The sequence below is a fragment of the Paenibacillus lacisediminis genome (assembly GCF_046567315.2).
On record NZ_JBKIAX020000009.1, the window covers coordinates 247076 to 261699 of the forward strand.

Consider the following 14624-nt stretch of genomic DNA (forward strand, 5'->3'; position numbering starts at 1 on the left):
CTCCAAATGAGGCCATTTGTGGTGATTTTATGCAAATAAGGTCATCTCGGTCCGTTACCATTTTGGGGGTGGCGATTTACTGCATTTAACGTCTCTACGGTCCGTTACGCACCACACGCTGGATGTAGACTGTGAATCAACTCGCCTAATCGGTTAGTTTAATCGCCCCCGGACCGCTGATCGCAAACCTCGGGTCTCGAAACCTCCGCGGCCGCTGATCGTTTTCCCTAAGTTCTCGCAGATCGTTTTCCCTACATACTCGTAGATCGTTTTCCCTACATGCTCGCAGTTCATTTTACCTACGTACGCGCAGATCGTTATCCCTCCGCAGCTGCAGGACGTTATCCCTCGGCATCCGCGCGGGCGGCGAACTCGGAGTTTTCTCCGGGAACGTAGTCCGGCAACTGGTCGCCATGCAGGAGCCACAGCTCATGCAGCGCGCGGGTGCAGCCGACGTACAGCAGCTTGGCGTCCTCCGGCCCGTAGTGAAGCGGATCAACATCAGTCACGATTACCGCGTCAAATTCCAGCCCTTTGGACAAATAAACGGGCAGCACCGACACTCCGCCGGCATACTCCTTGAGTTCCCCGTTGATCAAGTGAATGTCGGCGCCCGCCTTGGTCAGCTCCTCATGAAGCTCTTCCGCTTCCCGCATCGTCCGCGTCAATATCGCCGCCGTCCGGTACGAGCCGGCAAGAGCCTTGTCCAAGGCGTGCCGGATTGCGCCAAGGCGCTGCTCTCCGGCCGCCGGGAGCAGCCGCACCGGCTCCCCGCTGCGGAACACCGGCACAGCGAGCAAATCCGTACCTACGCCCCGCTGCAAAATTTCGTTAGCAAACTCAATGATCTCCATCGTCGAGCGGTAGCTCCGAGTCAGCGCAAAATAAGCTGTTTCCTCAGACCGGAACAGACTTTGCATTTCCTCCCAGCTTCGCACGCCCTTGTAATAGTGGATGCCCTGCGACAAGTCCCCCAGGATCGTAAACGAATGTCCTTTGACAAAGCGGTCCAGCACATACACCTGAAACGGCGAAAAATCCTGCGCCTCGTCGATCACCACATGGTCGAAGGTCATTTTTCCGTCGATTTCGTTGACCACGGAATATAGATACAACAGTGCTGGCAGATCCTCTTCCTTGAGGGTGTTTTTCTTCAAGTAGCCCTGCGTTTCCCGCCAAATCTCCCGCGGAATCCGCGCCGACATATCCGCAAGGCCCGCAGTTCCGCTGCTTCTCCGGATGCCAAACAGCTCCCGGTACAGGCTAAGCGGAGCAAGCTCCGGCCACTTTTTGGCGTACGATTTTTCCCGCTGCTGCGCCTTCTTCTTGCGTTCCTTCAGCGCTGCTGCAGAAGGAGACTTTTTCAGTTCCATTTCGATCCAGCGATGAATTCGCGCCAGTACCCGCTCTTTGCGCCGGGCGACCGGATAGTGGCGGTATTCGCCTTCAAACCAGGCGATGATTTCCTTCCGGGATAATCGCGCCCCGTCCCAAGGCTCAAAATCCCCTTCGGGTACGCAAATGGACTCCAAATTTTCCAGATAGGTGTCAATTAACGTTTTAAAATGCATCGAGCCTTTAAACCGGCCGGGCAACTGAGCATCGTCGAGGCGTCCCTGAACCTGAACCCGAGCCAGCGTCTGCGCCATCCCCTGCATCTGCTTCCGTCCCAGTCCCTGTGCCAGCACCTGCTCTTTCACCTGATCCTGCTCTTTCACCTGATCCTGCTCTTTCACCTGATCCTGCTCTTTCAACCGATCCTGCTCTTCCCCCTGATCCTGCGTCTGCGCCAGCCGCTCGGCGATTCCCTGCCTCAATTTCTGTCCCAGCCCTTGCTCCAGCACCTGCTCTTTCGCCCGATCCTTCTCTTCCGCCCGGCCCCGGCCTGCCGCCTGTCCCGGCCAGTCTCCATCGAACCAGCGCGACAGCGCTTCCGAACCGTCGGACGGCCCCGCATCCAAACCAAGCACCTGAGCCGCCCAATCGCTGAACGTGTTTTGCTGGATATCCCCGACCCCCAGCTCGGGCAGCACTTCGGAAATGTAATCAATAAACATATGGTTGGGCGCAAAAATCACCAGCCGTTCCGCAGAGATCTGCTCCTTGTACTGGTACAGCAAAAAGGCCAGCCGATGCAGCGCCACGGTCGTTTTCCCACTGCCGGCGACCCCTTGGATAATCAACGCCGTATTTTTGGCCGCACGGATAATTTGATCCTGCTCGGCTTGAATCGTCGAAACGATATCGCGAAGCCGGTTATCCTTGTTTTCGCCGAGGCGGTACACGAGGAACTCGTCGCTTACGGCCGGTCCGTCGCTGTCCTTGTCGTAAGTATCCACCACCCGGTCGAGAATGCCTTTGCGAATCACAATGTTGCGTTTTAAGTACACCAGTCCGTCAATCAAACCTTCGGGGGCGACATAAGAAGCCTCATCCCCGCCGGTAAAAGAATAAAACAAACTGGCGATCGGCGCGCGCCAATCGATGACGAGCGGATGCCCCACTTCCGGATCGCCGACGCCTACTTTGCCGATATAGATCGGCGTTCGGCTTCTGCCCCGTTCCGCAAAATCGAGCCGGCCGAAATACGGTTCGCGCACCGACTGCTCCAGCTGCTTTCTTTGCGACTCGCGGTTTTCCTCAAGCAGTTGCTCCGTAAAATCATGCCCCGTATACACCGGGATGCTGCGCAGCTCCTTCAGCTGCCTTTCGATCTCTTCCAGGGTGCGATCGAGCCGCGCCTTTTCTTCTTGATAGGCACTTTGAAAATGTTCCACTTTCAGTTACCTCCTAAGATTGATGTACTCCGCCATCTGCTATATTTTCCATGATCCGGAGCCAGAGAAGTCTCATTATATCACTACGGCGAAAAAAAGGCGAACTTCTCCAACAAAGCAGGTACAAATAACATAGGCGCGCAAAAAAAGCGCAGATTCGATGCTTTCATCAAACCTGCGCTCAAGTTCTATAGATTTCACGCCGCGTACGGCCCTATGCTCCGTAAAATTGGCCTAATACCAAGGCTTTACGCTTTATCGCTTGGGCGTTTGAGCCCCTGCCCCAGCTTTTCAATCGTTTTGGCAATCCGGCTCTGCCGCGTCTCTTCCCGCTTGGCCTCCAATATCCATTCAATGTAAGCCTTTCGGTGGGAAGGGGCGAGCCCAGCAAAAAACGCGGCAGCCTGCGGATGATCGTGCAAAGCGGCCGTCAAATCCTCCGGCGCCTCCAACGGCTGGGCCGGCTTCTTAGCCGGAGCCACTCCGCTCCCCGCAGCGCGTCGGGACGATGACGGCGCAACCTTCACCAATTCGGCCGGGCGAAAACGCATGGCCGACCACACCTCGTCCACCGAAACGAGGGCGATCCCCTCAAATCCGGCCGCCTTCACCGTTTCCCAGCCCTTGTCCCGGGTCAGGTCCGTGCCCGCTTTGGCGCCGCCCTTCGGATAGCACAACCACAGCAGTCCGTCCGGTTTGACCGCGCCAAGCACCTCGTTGGCCCGGTCCTCCACTTCTCCGATCGAGCGAAAAAACATCTGAACAAAATCATAACTCCCAGCCAGCTTCGCATCGTATACGGCGTGATCCGGCCCAAGGCCGAGCTCACCCAAATAACCGTCGGGCGCGTTCAACACCAAAGTCCGTTCGCCGCCTCCGGGCAAACGCAGCTTTTTCGCCAGCGCCTCGTTCATACGCGCACTCCTCCGCGCTCCAGCAGCTCGCGAACGGCGACGCTGACCATGATCAGCCCCACCACCGGCGGCACAAACGAGTTGCTGGCCGGCGGTTGCTTCGCTTTGCGGATTTCCGGGGCGTTTTCCGGAACGATCTTTTTGGTGACATCGGCACGCGGCTTCACCGGCTGCTCCGTGGAAAACACGACCTTAACGCCCTTGCGGATGCCTTCTTCCCGTAATTTCGCGCGGATGACCCGGGCCATCGGGTCCATATGGGTTTTGGAAATGTCGGCCACCTGAAATTTTGTCGGATCCATCCTGTTGGCCGCGCCCATGCTGGACAAAATCGGAACCCCGCGTTTCAGGCACTCCTTAATCAAATGAATTTTGTATTTGATCGTATCGGAAGCGTCGAGCACGTAATCGATTTCGTATTTAAACAATTCCTCGCACGTTTCTTCCGTGTAAAACATATTCAGGGCGATCGTTTCGCACTCCGGATTGATCAGCTTGACCCGTTCGCACATCAGGTCCGCTTTCTTTTGCCCGATCGTCGTCGTCAGCGCATGGATTTGCCGGTTGATGTTGGTGATGTCGACGACGTCTTTATCGATCAGAATGATACGGCCGACCCCGGTCCGGGCCAAAGCTTCGACGGCAATCGAACCGACCCCGCCGATGCCAAGCACGGCTACAGTGCTTTTTTTCAATATGTCCAGCCCTTCCGCCCCAATCGCCAGCTCGGTCCGTGAAAATTGATGAAGCATCGTCTAAGCACCTCCTGAAATATGATATTTCATGTTGTTTATTTTTTCGCTTCGGCCGGTTTGACGGCGAGCTTGATGTGCAGCTGTTCCAGCTGCGACAGGTCCACTTCGGAAGGCGCGTTCATCAGCAGATCGGTCGCACTCGCCGTTTTCGGGAAGGCGATCGTTTCGCGCAGGTTCGAGCGGCCGGCAAGCAGCATGACCAGGCGGTCGAAGCCAAAGGCGATTCCGCCGTGCGGCGGCGTGCCGTATTCGAACGCGTCCAGCAGATAGCCGAATTTGTCTTGGGCTTCTTCCGGCGACAAGCCGATCGCATCGAACATTTTCTCCTGAACGTCGCGCCGGTAAATCCGCATCGAGCCGCCGCCCACTTCGTAGCCATTCAGCACGAGGTCATAGGCTTGGGCCAAAATTTTGCCCGGGTCGGTATCGAACAACGGCAGGTCTTCATCGCGCGGACGGGTGAATGGATGGTGCTCGGCGACGTACCGCTTCTGCTCCTCGTCCCAGCCAAGCAGCGGGAAGTCGACCACCCAGGCGAATTTATAGACACTGTCGTCGATCAAGCCAAGATCGCGGCCGATTTTAAGGCGCAGCGCGCCAAGCACATCGGCGACGACTTTTTTGTTGTCGGCGGAGAACAGCAGCAGGTCGCCTTCTTCCGCGCCGGTGCGTTCTTTCACTGCCGCGATCTCTTCTTCGGTGAAGAACTTCACGATCGGGCCGCGGAATTCGCCTTCCTTCACTTGAATCCAGGCGAGGCCTTTTGCGCCGTAACGGGCGGCGTACGGTCCCAGATCGTCGATGTCCTTCCGGCTCCAGGTGCCGCAGCCTTTGGCGTTCAGCACTTTGACTTCCCCGCCCTTTTCAATGACGGAGGAAAATACCTTCACACCGCTGTTCGCCACGAGATCGCTAACGTCCACCAGCTCCAGGCCAAAACGCAAATCCGGTTTATCGGAGCCGTATTTGCCCATCGCCTCTGCGTATGTCAGACGTTGGAACGGCGCTTCGATCTCAATCCCCTTCGTTTCCTTGAACAGGCGCACAACCAGCTTTTCCATCATGCCGAGCAGGTCGTCCCGCGAAAGGAACGAGGTCTCGATGTCGATCTGAGTGAATTCCGGCTGGCGGTCGGCGCGCAAGTCCTCGTCGCGGAAGCAGCGGGCCATTTGGTAGTAGCGTTCCACGCCGCTGACCATCAGCAGCTGCTTGTAAAGCTGCGGCGACTGCGGCAGGGCGAAAAATTCGCCCTCGTGCACACGGCTCGGTACAAGATAGTCGCGCGCGCCTTCCGGCGAGCTTTTGGTCAGAATCGGCGTTTCGATTTCGATGAAGCCTTCTCCGTCGAGGAAGTCGCGGAATACTTTAGCCGCTTTCGAACGCAGCCAAAGCGTTTGCTGCATTTCCGGACGGCGCAGGTCCAAGTAACGATACTTCAGGCGCAGCGATTCGTCCACTTCAATACCGTCTTCAATGAAAAACGGCGGTGTTTTCGCGGCGTTCAGCACCTCGATTTCCGTGATCCGTACTTCGATTTGCCCGGTCGGCAGGTTCGGGTTCACCGTCTCCGGGTCCCGCTGTACGACTGTACCGCTTACGGCAAGCACGTATTCGCTCCGCACCTTGTCAGCGATTTGCAAAGCGTCCCCGGAATAAGCCGGGTTAAACACGATTTGTACGATCCCGCTGCGGTCGCGCAGGTCGATAAACAGGACGCCTCCCAGGTCGCGGCGGGTTTGCACCCAGCCGTTTAACGTGACGGTTTCTCCAATGTGCGCGGAGCCGAGGGCGCCGCAATGATGAGTACGCTGCATCATGTAAAAACACTCCTTTATATATGTTGTAAAAAAGTCATCTTATGATCACGATAGCTCATGAATCAATTCGCTTAGTTTCACGGTGCGCTGCTCGCCGGTCTCCATTGATTTGAGGGCGATTTCTCCGCGCTCCAGCTCGTCGTCGCCCAGGATCGCCGTATAGCGGGCTTGCATCCGGTCGGCGGATTTCATTTGCGCCTTCATTTTGCGCCCCAGATAATCGCGTTCGGCGGAAAATCCCGTCTGCCGCAGCTTATACAGCAGCGTCGTAATCTCCTTGTCGGCCGCTTCGCCGAGAGCGACAAGATAAATATCGAGCGGTTTGGCGGCGCCGGCGTCGATTTCCTGTTTTTCCAGGATCAGCGCGATCCGCTCCAGGCCTAACGCGAGCCCGATGCCCGGCTGATCCGGACCGCCTACTTCGGCCACCAGGCCGTTGTAGCGGCCGCCGCCGCCGATCGTGTCGATCGCGCCGATCCCCTGCGCCTTGTATTCGAAGGCGGTATGCGTGTAATAATCGAGCCCTCGCACCAGCCGGGAATTGATAACGTAATCGACGCCCATGACGGTCAGCAGTTCACGGACTTTAGCAAAATGCGCCGTGCATTCCTCATCCAGACTGTCCAGAATCGAAGGCGCTCCGCCGAATTTATCCTGATCCACTTTGCAATCAAGCACGCGCAGCGGATTGCGCTCGATCCGCGACTGACAGTCCTTGCACAAGGAGTCCTTCATCGGCAGCAGAAACGCAAGCAGCTGTTCGCGATAGGCGGCCCGGCTCGCCGGATTGCCCACAGAGTTGATTTCCACTTTAACTCCCTGGAGTCCCAGCTCGCGGCAGAACTCGTAACCAAGCGATACGACTTCGGCGTCGATCGCCGGGTCCGTTGCCCCAAACGCCTCGATACCAAATTGATGGAATTGGCGCTGACGGCCGGCCTGCGGCTGCTCATACCGGAACATCGGCCCGATGTAATACAGCTTGCTGACGTCCGGCTCCCCGTACAGCTTGTTCTCCACATAAGCGCGAACAACCCCCGCCGTGCCTTCCGGCCGCAGCGTCATGCTCCGGTCCCCCTTGTCCAGGAAGGTGTACATCTCCTTCTCGACGATGTCGGTCGTTTCTCCTACACCGCGCTCAAACAGCGAGGTTTGCTCGAAAATCGGCGTGCGGATCTCACGGTAATTAAAGCGGCGGCAAATATCCCTGGCCGTGTCTTCGATAAACTGCCATTTCTCGACGGTGCCCGGCAGCAAATCCTGCGTGCCTTTCGGTTTTTGAAAAGCCATAGTTCATCCTCCATCCTAAATTGCTCATTAAAATAAAAAAACTCCCGTTCCTGTTTGATACAAACAGGGACGAGAGACTGGTTTCCAAATCACCCGTGGTGCCACCCACATTCCGAATTCCTGATTCGTGCAACACCAGCCGTGATAACAGCAATGCTGCATGCGAAAAAGGGATTCGCTTTAAGCGGTTATCGCCCGCCTACGCCGTACGTCTACTTTGCCGCAGCGGAAGCCTGTAAGTGCCGCTCGCCGCATTTCGCCGCCGGTTCTCGGGGAAGTCTTTCGTTCAATCATCACCGGAATCCTTCCAGCCTGCTTCATAAGCGGATAGCGGCTCCTAAAGAGCGCTTGTGCCACGAAGACTCGGGATCCCTCTCTGTGGGTGTGGGGTCGAATTACTTTGTCCCGTCATCGAATTGCTATGATACATTTATTTATTTACTTCAATCCGCGCCCCATACCAGGGGGTGACATCAACTGTTATTTCTTGATTGTATGTAACCACCGCGCTAAAGTCAAGTCTACCCAAAAAAAATGTCGGATCAAAGAAAAAACCTGCCACCAACGGGGTGCAGGTCCAAAGGTATATATTGTATTAAAAAGGGGGTCATGCTGTTATTATAAACAGCTTATGTTAAGGGATCATGAATCTAATATTACAGTTATATTACAGGTTCGCTTAACCCACAGGTATATACGCTCCGTGAGCGCGCAATTTTTGTACGATCCTGCCGTAATCCTCGTCCTCTACTGCCGCGCTAAGCACGTATTTCCACCCTTCCGGCTCGTCCCCGGTGTCGATAACGTCTCTGGCCGGGTCCATTTCCCGCTCACCGGACACCGCCTCGCTATGCTCTCCATTCAAAGTGTCGCCAGCTCCCCGGTCGCCGAAAGCGAAAGCCGGCAGCGCGCTTTGGCTGCCCCGCAGCGTCCCGGGAAGCGGCAAGCCAACGGTGCCGCCGGAATTCATCGAGCCGCTCGGAACGGGGAGCAGTTGCACCAGCAGCTTGTCATCTTCGCCCAATCTGTCGTCCACATGCCCCGCCTCTACCTGACCCGGCGCATACGAGAGCAAGCTGATCCGCGCTCCCTCCGCCTGGTCCTCCGTGCGGAAATAGGCCTGAATATGTTTGGTCATATTTCATCATCTCTCCTTCATCTCGGGTGCAAGCATCGATTGCCGAACAATTCTTTGCTTGTTATTGCCCGAATCGGGAGACTTTATGACGAATGCGCCGAAATCCGAAATGCCGTAAAACAAAAAGCGCAAGCGGCAGGAGAACACTTGAACTCCTACAGCTTACGCTTGTTTCAAAGCAGAACGAACCTGGCCCCGCCTAAATTTCTTCCTTTGCCGACGCCGCAGCGGCCGCACCTGGCAAGCGTTCAGCTTCCCGGACGCGGAAGCCACTCGGCGGATGGCTTAACTTCCCGCGGTACTAGTTCGTAGGCTTCCGGTTCCGCCGAACGCGCCAGCATCCGAGCTTCACTGCGGTCTCCCGCCGCCAGCAGCGGAACGCTCTGCCAATCTTTGGACTTCGTCGATTGACGCATGGGGTAATGGGCTCCTTCAGGGTATCGTTGTTGATACCCTCAAGTGTACCCTCGGCGAGCCTCAATTATCCCTCTATTATCCCTACTTTGGCAGCAGATATCCGACCGCATGAAGGCTAACGGACCTAGACGACCTTATTTGCCCGAAAAGAGGCTCTTTTCATTTCTAACGGACAGGAGAGCCTCTATTTGCTTGAAAAAGACCAGATACGTGCACATCAGCACCGAATAAGGTCTGTGGTGTCCGTTACATTTTGAAAACGGCCATTTTCAGCGAAATAACGGCGCTGATGTCCGTTAGAATTGGATTCGCCTGCCGGATCGTTGGATTGTCCTGTTTCAACAAGCTCCAGCAAATCCCCGCTTAAGCGCCGCCGGGGCTGTCCAATATCAGCGTGACCGGCCCCCAGTTGACGAGCTCGACATCCATGTCGGCCCCGAATTTCCCGGTTTCCACCGTCAGCCCTTTCTCCCGGAGCAGAGCGTTGAACCGCTCATAAAGCGGCTCGGCGGTTTCCGGGCGGGCGGCCGCTGTGAAGCTTGGACGTTTGCCATTGCGGCAATCGCCGTATAACGTAAATTGCGACACGGACAAAATAGCCCCGCCGACATCCATCACGCTAAGGTTCATTTTTCCGGCTTCGTCCTCGAAAATGCGCAAACCGGTGATTTTTTCCGCCAAATAAGTGGCGTCCCGCTCCGTATCCTCGTGAGTAACGCCGACCAGCAGCATTAAGCCCCGCCCGATGGAACCGATCGTTTCCCCCTCCACCGTGACCCGGGCCTGCCGGCAACGCTGAGCTACAATCTTCATCTTCCTTCACCTTTCAAATGCGGCTATTGCATAATCCGGTGCACCGTATACACGTCTTTGACCCGTTTGATTTTCTCCACCACGGATTGCAGGTGATCGGTATTGCGGATCAAAATCGTCATATGCACCAAAGCCATTTTATTTTTATCCGAACGGCCGGATACGGCCGAAATGTTCGTTTTGCTTTCCGAAACCGCCTGCAGCACTTCGTTCAAGAAGTTGCGGCGGTCGTGGCCGGTAATCTCGATATCGACGCTGTAATTCGCTTCGATCGCGTCTTCCCATTCCACATCGATCACGCGGGCCGCCTCTTCTCCATCGGCTCCCGACGGGATATTCGGGCAATCGCTGCGGTGCACGGAAACCCCGCGGCCGCGGGTAATGTAGCCGACAATTTCGTCGCCCGGCACCGGATTGCAGCAGCGGGCAAAACGCACCAGCAGGTTGTCAATGCCTTTGACCACCACCCCGTTCGTCGGGCGATGCTTGCGCTCTTCCGGAGCCTTCACTTCCTTGACCTCGGAGGTCAATTCGATATGGCCTGCGGCCTCCTCCTGCTCCTTGCGCAGCTTCTCGGTCAGCTTGGTGACCACCTGGGACGCCGTAATGCCGCCAAACCCGATGGCCGACAGCATGTCGTCGATGTCGTTGAAGGCGTATTTCTTGGCCGCCTCCAGCAGCTTCTCATCCGTCATAAACGAAGGCGGCTCGATCCCCGCGCGTTTCAGCTCGCGTTCGATCGCTTCGCGCCCCTTCTCGACGTTTTCCTCCCGCTTCTCTTTTTTGAACCATTGCTTGATTTTGCTTCGGGCGTGGGAGGACTGGGCGATTTTCAGCCAATCCTGGCTTGGCCCATAGGAATGCTTTGAGGTCAAAATCTCGACGATATCGCCCGTTTTCAAGCGATGGTCAAGCGGCACGATGCGCCCGTTCACTTTGGCGCCAATCGTTCGGTTGCCCACCTCGGTATGAATCCGGTAGGCAAAATCGAGCGGGACAGAGCCGGCCGGCAGCTCGATGACTTCTCCGGATGGCGTGAACACAAACACCAGGTCGGAGAAAAAATCCATTTTGAGCGATTCCACGAATTCGGAGGCGTCCTTCGCCTCATGCTGCAGCTCCAAAATTTCGTTGAAAAACGTAATTTTGTTCACCAGACCGTTGGCGCCGGAGCCTTCTTTATAAGCCCAATGGGCCGCGATCCCGTATTCCGCCGTCCGGTGCATTTCCCAGGTGCGGATCTGCACCTCGGTTGGCTCTCCGTTCGGGCCAACGACCGTCGTATGCAGCGACTGGTACATGTTCGCTTTGGGCATCGCAATGTAATCCTTAAACCGCCCCGGCATCGGTTTCCACAACGTATGGATAATTCCCAGCGTAGCGTAGCAATCCTTAATATTTTCCACAATGATGCGAATGGCCAGCAGATCGTAAATTTCGTTGAACTGCTTGTTTTTCGTCGTCATTTTTTTGTACACGCTGTAAATATGCTTCGGCCGGCCGGACAAATCAGCCTGCACGCCCATTTCCTCCAGCTTTTCGGCGATGCGGGCGATGACGTTTTTGATGTATTCCTCGCGCTCGGCCCGCTTCTTGCGCATTAAGTTGGCGATCCGGTAGTACTGTTGGGGATTGAGATACCGCAGCGCGATATCTTCCATCTCCCATTTGATCGCGGAAATACCTAATCTATTGGCAATCGGGCAAAAAATTTCCAGCGTTTCGTAAGCGATCCGCCGCTGGCTTTCCTCCGACTGGTATTTCAGGGTCCGCATATTGTGCAGACGGTCCGCGAGTTTAATCACGATCACGCGGATGTCCTGCGCCATGGCGATGAACATTTTCCGGTAGTTTTCGTTTTGCTGCTCCTCTTTGGATCTGAATTTGATCCGTTCCAGTTTCGTCAGACCGTCGACAAGCAGGGCGCAATCATTGCCGAAATGTTCCTGTATCTCTTTCAAAGACACGGTAGTGTCTTCTACGACATCATGAAGCAAGGCCGCAATGATCGACAATGCATCCATCTGCATGTTAACCACGATATCGGCCACCGCAAGGGGGTGAAGAATATACGGCTCCCCGGATTTGCGGACCTGTCCGTGATGGGCCTGCTCCGCAAACTCGTACGCTACCCGTATGCGCTGAAGCTCCGGTTCCTTTATATAGGCAGACGCCTTTTCGAGTAATTGCTCTATGCCCATGGAGATCCCGTTCGATTCCTTTCTATATGAAAATATGCATAAATCGCCTAATTTTGATTTCCTATAATTATGACTCTTGCGCCCCGTCCCGTCAACTACCGGCCGTCAGGCAGCCCGCGGCTTTTCCGGCATGGCAGGATTCCGTGCTGCATGTCAAATGGGCGAGCAGGGGATGTTATGGAAAATGACACGCCCAAGTAATTTCTTGTTGAAAAATGACGGCAATGTATTTAATCTATTAAGGATAGTTATCCTATGAACGTTTAAATTTAGAGGAGTGGTCCTGGTTGCAACGCGAAATTCAAGTTAACGAAAAAGTCCCTTTCGGACCCGGCGTTCTGCTGAGCTTGCAGCATTTGTTCGCCATGTTCGGAAGCACCGTGCTCGTCCCGAACCTGTTCGGCGTCGACCCCGGCATGATCTTGCTGATGAACGGTATCGGCACCCTGCTTTATATTTTGATCTGCAAAGGGAAAATCCCCGCTTATCTCGGCTCCAGCTTTGCGTTTATTTCTCCGGTTACCCTGGTCCTGACGAACAATCCGGGTAACGGTTACGCCATGGCGCTCGGCGCTTTTATCGTGACCGGCGTCATTTTTATCGTCATTGCGCTCATAATCAAATATGCCGGCACCACATGGATTGACGTTGTGTTCCCTCCGGCGGCCATGGGCGCCATCGTTGCCCTGATCGGTCTCGAGCTTATTCCGGTGGCGGCGGGCATGGCCGGATGGATCAACAGCGATCCGACAAAGCTGGACTGGACTCCCGATCCAACCAGCATCATGCTCTCGCTCGTCACGCTAGGGGTTACCGTCCTGGGCGCCGTATTGTTCCGCGGATTCCCCAAAATCATACATATCCTGATCGGGATCGTCGTTGGTTATGTGCTGGCTTTAGTCCTGGGGCAAGTTGATACCGCCAAGATCGCCGGAGCGGGTTGGATTTCGCTGCCGACGGTGACAACGCCGCAGTGGAGCGTGCCGGCCATCATCACGATCATCCCCGTGGCGCTTGTCGTCATCGTTGAGCATATCGGGCACCTGCTCGTCACGAGCAATATCGTCGGCAGAGACCTGTCCAAGGATCCCGGCTTGCATCGTTCTTTGCTGGGGAACGGCATTTCGACGATCCTGTCCGGTTTTGTAGGTTCTACGCCAAACACGACATACGGGGAAAATATCGGCGTCATGGCGCTCACCAAAGTGTACTCCATATTCGTCATTGGCGGAGCCGCCATCTTTGCTATCCTGCTCTCCTTCTCAGGTAAATTTTCAGCGATTATCGCCTGCATTCCGGCCCCGGTCATGGGCGGCGTTTCGCTCCTGCTGTTCGGCGTCATCGCCGCCTCCGGCCTGCGGATTTTCGTCGAGCAAAAGGTCGATTTTTCCAAGCCGACCAACATGCTGCTGGCTACGATCGTACTCGTCATCGGCCTCAGTGGAACGAAGTTGACTATGGGCAACGTCGAGCTTAAAGGAATGGCTCTGGCCACGATCGTCGGAGTCCTGCTCAGCCTGTTCTTCAAGCTGATCCAGGTGCTAGGCTGGTCCAACGAGAAGGAAGATGCCGCGCATTAACACGATTAAACGGATAAAAAACCGTCGGAGAATATCACTCCGGCGGACCATTGACGAGCAGCCCGATTGCCGGAAATAGCGGTAAAAAATGTCGTTATTCCAGCGGTTTCACTCTATTGGAGAGAATTAAAGGTAATTTATGACCCTATTTACCCGGACTGCCGGGAAATGCCGGCGTTCTGGACCGTTCACAGGAAAATAAGGCCAAAATATTCCCCTATTGGGGATGAGTCTGCCTGGCTCCAGATAATAGGAACATAAAATACCGCTATTTTGAATTTAATAACTCAGCTTTCGCAGCAACTGCATTTTTGCATTTGGTGGGAGCCCCGCGCTCCATCATTGAGCTAATAAAAAGCCGAGTCAGGAACATATCCTGCTCGGCCTTTTTGCATTCTTAGTAAGTTACAAGGGAGAATACTTCGATGCCCGGCAATTTGGCCCGGCCGTTTAATTCGCTAAGCTCGATCAAAAACGCGGTGCCGATTACATTGCCGCCTAACTCGCGGACAAGATTAACGGAAGTGGAAATCGTTCCCCCCGTCGCCAGCAGATCGTCGGCAATCAGCACGTTTTGACCGGGTTTCACCGCGTCGCTGTGCATGGCCAGCCGGTCTTTGCCGTACTCCAGATCGTATTCCACCTCAATCGTCTTGTAAGGGAGCTTACCGCTTTTGCGGATCGGCACGAAACCGACGCCAAGTGCATAGGCCAGCGGTGCCCCGACGACGAAACCGCGCGCTTCCGGCCCGGCGATCAGGTCGATTTTCAGGCCCGAAACGAGCCCCTTCAAATCGTCGATGGCCTGCTTGTATTTGGCGCCGTCGTTAAGCAAGGTTGTGATATCTTTAAAGCTGACCCCGGGCTGGGGAAAATCAGGGATCACCCGGATATAATTTTTATAGTCCAATTCAATCTCCTC

12 protein-coding genes are annotated in these 14624 nt (G+C 55.3%); 1 reads left to right on the top strand and 11 read right to left on the bottom strand.

The genetic code is table 11. The annotated features are described in order from the left end of the window. Window positions 1-153: 153 nt before the first annotated feature. The 10 genes from ACLD72_RS18765 to ACLD72_RS18810 form a co-directional block, all read right to left on the bottom strand. A complete protein-coding gene (locus ACLD72_RS18765) occupies window positions 154-294 on the bottom strand; it encodes a hypothetical protein (protein ID WP_458476110.1) in 141 nt (46 codons plus the stop codon). A gap of 47 nt (window positions 295-341) precedes the next feature. Then, window positions 342-2777: an ATP-binding domain-containing protein gene (locus ACLD72_RS18770; RefSeq protein ID WP_411001581.1), complete on the bottom strand. Its 2436-nt coding sequence runs from the start codon at window positions 2775-2777 to the stop codon at window positions 342-344. Window positions 2778-3025: 248 nt separating this feature from the next. Then, window positions 3026-3691 carry a YdeI/OmpD-associated family protein gene (locus ACLD72_RS18775; RefSeq protein ID WP_411001580.1) on the bottom strand — a complete coding sequence of 222 codons (666 nt, stop codon included), beginning with the start codon at window positions 3689-3691 and terminating at the stop codon, window positions 3026-3028. Continuing rightward, complete coding sequence (locus ACLD72_RS18780) at window positions 3688-4443, bottom strand: ThiF family adenylyltransferase (RefSeq protein WP_411001579.1); 756 nt, start codon at window positions 4441-4443, stop codon at window positions 3688-3690. The genes ACLD72_RS18775 and ACLD72_RS18780 overlap by 4 nt, the downstream gene beginning before the upstream one ends. A 38-nt stretch (window positions 4444-4481) precedes the next feature. After that, window positions 4482-6260, bottom strand: coding sequence for an aspartate--tRNA ligase (gene aspS / locus ACLD72_RS18785; protein WP_411001626.1), 1779 nt, complete (start codon window positions 6258-6260; stop codon window positions 4482-4484). Between the two features lie 48 nt (window positions 6261-6308). After that, entirely contained in the window at window positions 6309-7553 is a 1245-nt protein-coding gene (gene hisS, locus ACLD72_RS18790; protein ID WP_411001578.1) for a histidine--tRNA ligase, read from the bottom strand. Window positions 7554-8232: 679 nt separating this feature from the next. Beyond that, a complete protein-coding gene (locus tag ACLD72_RS18795) occupies window positions 8233-8691 on the bottom strand; it encodes a hypothetical protein (RefSeq protein ID WP_411001577.1) in 459 nt (152 codons plus the stop codon). Window positions 8692-8939: 248 nt separating this feature from the next. Further along, window positions 8940-9107, bottom strand: a complete 168-nt coding sequence (locus ACLD72_RS18800) for a hypothetical protein (RefSeq protein WP_411001576.1) — start codon at window positions 9105-9107, stop codon at window positions 8940-8942. 364 nt (window positions 9108-9471) lie between these two features. Continuing rightward, the gene (gene dtd / locus ACLD72_RS18805) at window positions 9472-9921 is read right to left on the bottom strand and encodes a D-aminoacyl-tRNA deacylase (RefSeq protein ID WP_411001575.1); all 450 of its coding nucleotides are present in this window, start codon (window positions 9919-9921) and stop codon (window positions 9472-9474) included. Between the two features lie 23 nt (window positions 9922-9944). After that, window positions 9945-12122 carry a RelA/SpoT family protein gene (locus tag ACLD72_RS18810; protein WP_411001574.1) on the bottom strand — a complete coding sequence of 726 codons (2178 nt, stop codon included), beginning with the start codon at window positions 12120-12122 and terminating at the stop codon, window positions 9945-9947. A gap of 287 nt (window positions 12123-12409) precedes the next feature. Here ACLD72_RS18810 and uraA point away from each other — a divergent pair, with 287 nt between their 5' ends. Next, the gene (gene uraA, locus ACLD72_RS18815) at window positions 12410-13702 is read left to right on the top strand and encodes a uracil permease (protein ID WP_411001573.1); all 1293 of its coding nucleotides are present in this window, start codon (window positions 12410-12412) and stop codon (window positions 13700-13702) included. A gap of 397 nt (window positions 13703-14099) precedes the next feature. On the opposite strand, the gene ACLD72_RS18820 is transcribed toward uraA, so the two are convergent. Beyond that, window positions 14100-14612, bottom strand: a complete 513-nt coding sequence (locus ACLD72_RS18820; RefSeq protein WP_411001571.1) for an adenine phosphoribosyltransferase — start codon at window positions 14610-14612, stop codon at window positions 14100-14102. Between the last annotated feature and the right edge of the window lie 12 nt (window positions 14613-14624).

Excerpts from the sequence above, each read along its gene's own strand:
- ACLD72_RS18780 (WP_411001579.1), bottom strand. The coding sequence starts at position 4,443 with ATGCTTCATCAATTTTCACGGACCGAGCTGGCGATTGGGGCGGAAGGG.
- ACLD72_RS18800 (WP_411001576.1), bottom strand. The coding sequence starts at position 9,107 with ATGCGTCAATCGACGAAGTCCAAAGATTGGCAGAGCGTTCCGCTGCTG.
- ACLD72_RS18775 (WP_411001580.1), bottom strand. The coding sequence starts at position 3,691 with ATGAACGAGGCGCTGGCGAAAAAGCTGCGTTTGCCCGGAGGCGGCGAA.
- dtd (WP_411001575.1), bottom strand. The coding sequence starts at position 9,921 with ATGAAGATTGTAGCTCAGCGTTGCCGGCAGGCCCGGGTCACGGTGGAG.
- aspS (WP_411001626.1), bottom strand. The coding sequence starts at position 6,260 with ATGCAGCGTACTCATCATTGCGGCGCCCTCGGCTCCGCGCACATTGGA.
- ACLD72_RS18765 (WP_458476110.1), bottom strand. The coding sequence starts at position 294 with ATGAACTGCGAGCATGTAGGGAAAACGATCTACGAGTATGTAGGGAAA.
- ACLD72_RS18810 (WP_411001574.1), bottom strand. The coding sequence starts at position 12,122 with ATGGGCATAGAGCAATTACTCGAAAAGGCGTCTGCCTATATAAAGGAA.
- ACLD72_RS18795 (WP_411001577.1), bottom strand. The coding sequence starts at position 8,691 with ATGACCAAACATATTCAGGCCTATTTCCGCACGGAGGACCAGGCGGAG.
- hisS (WP_411001578.1), bottom strand. The coding sequence starts at position 7,553 with ATGGCTTTTCAAAAACCGAAAGGCACGCAGGATTTGCTGCCGGGCACC.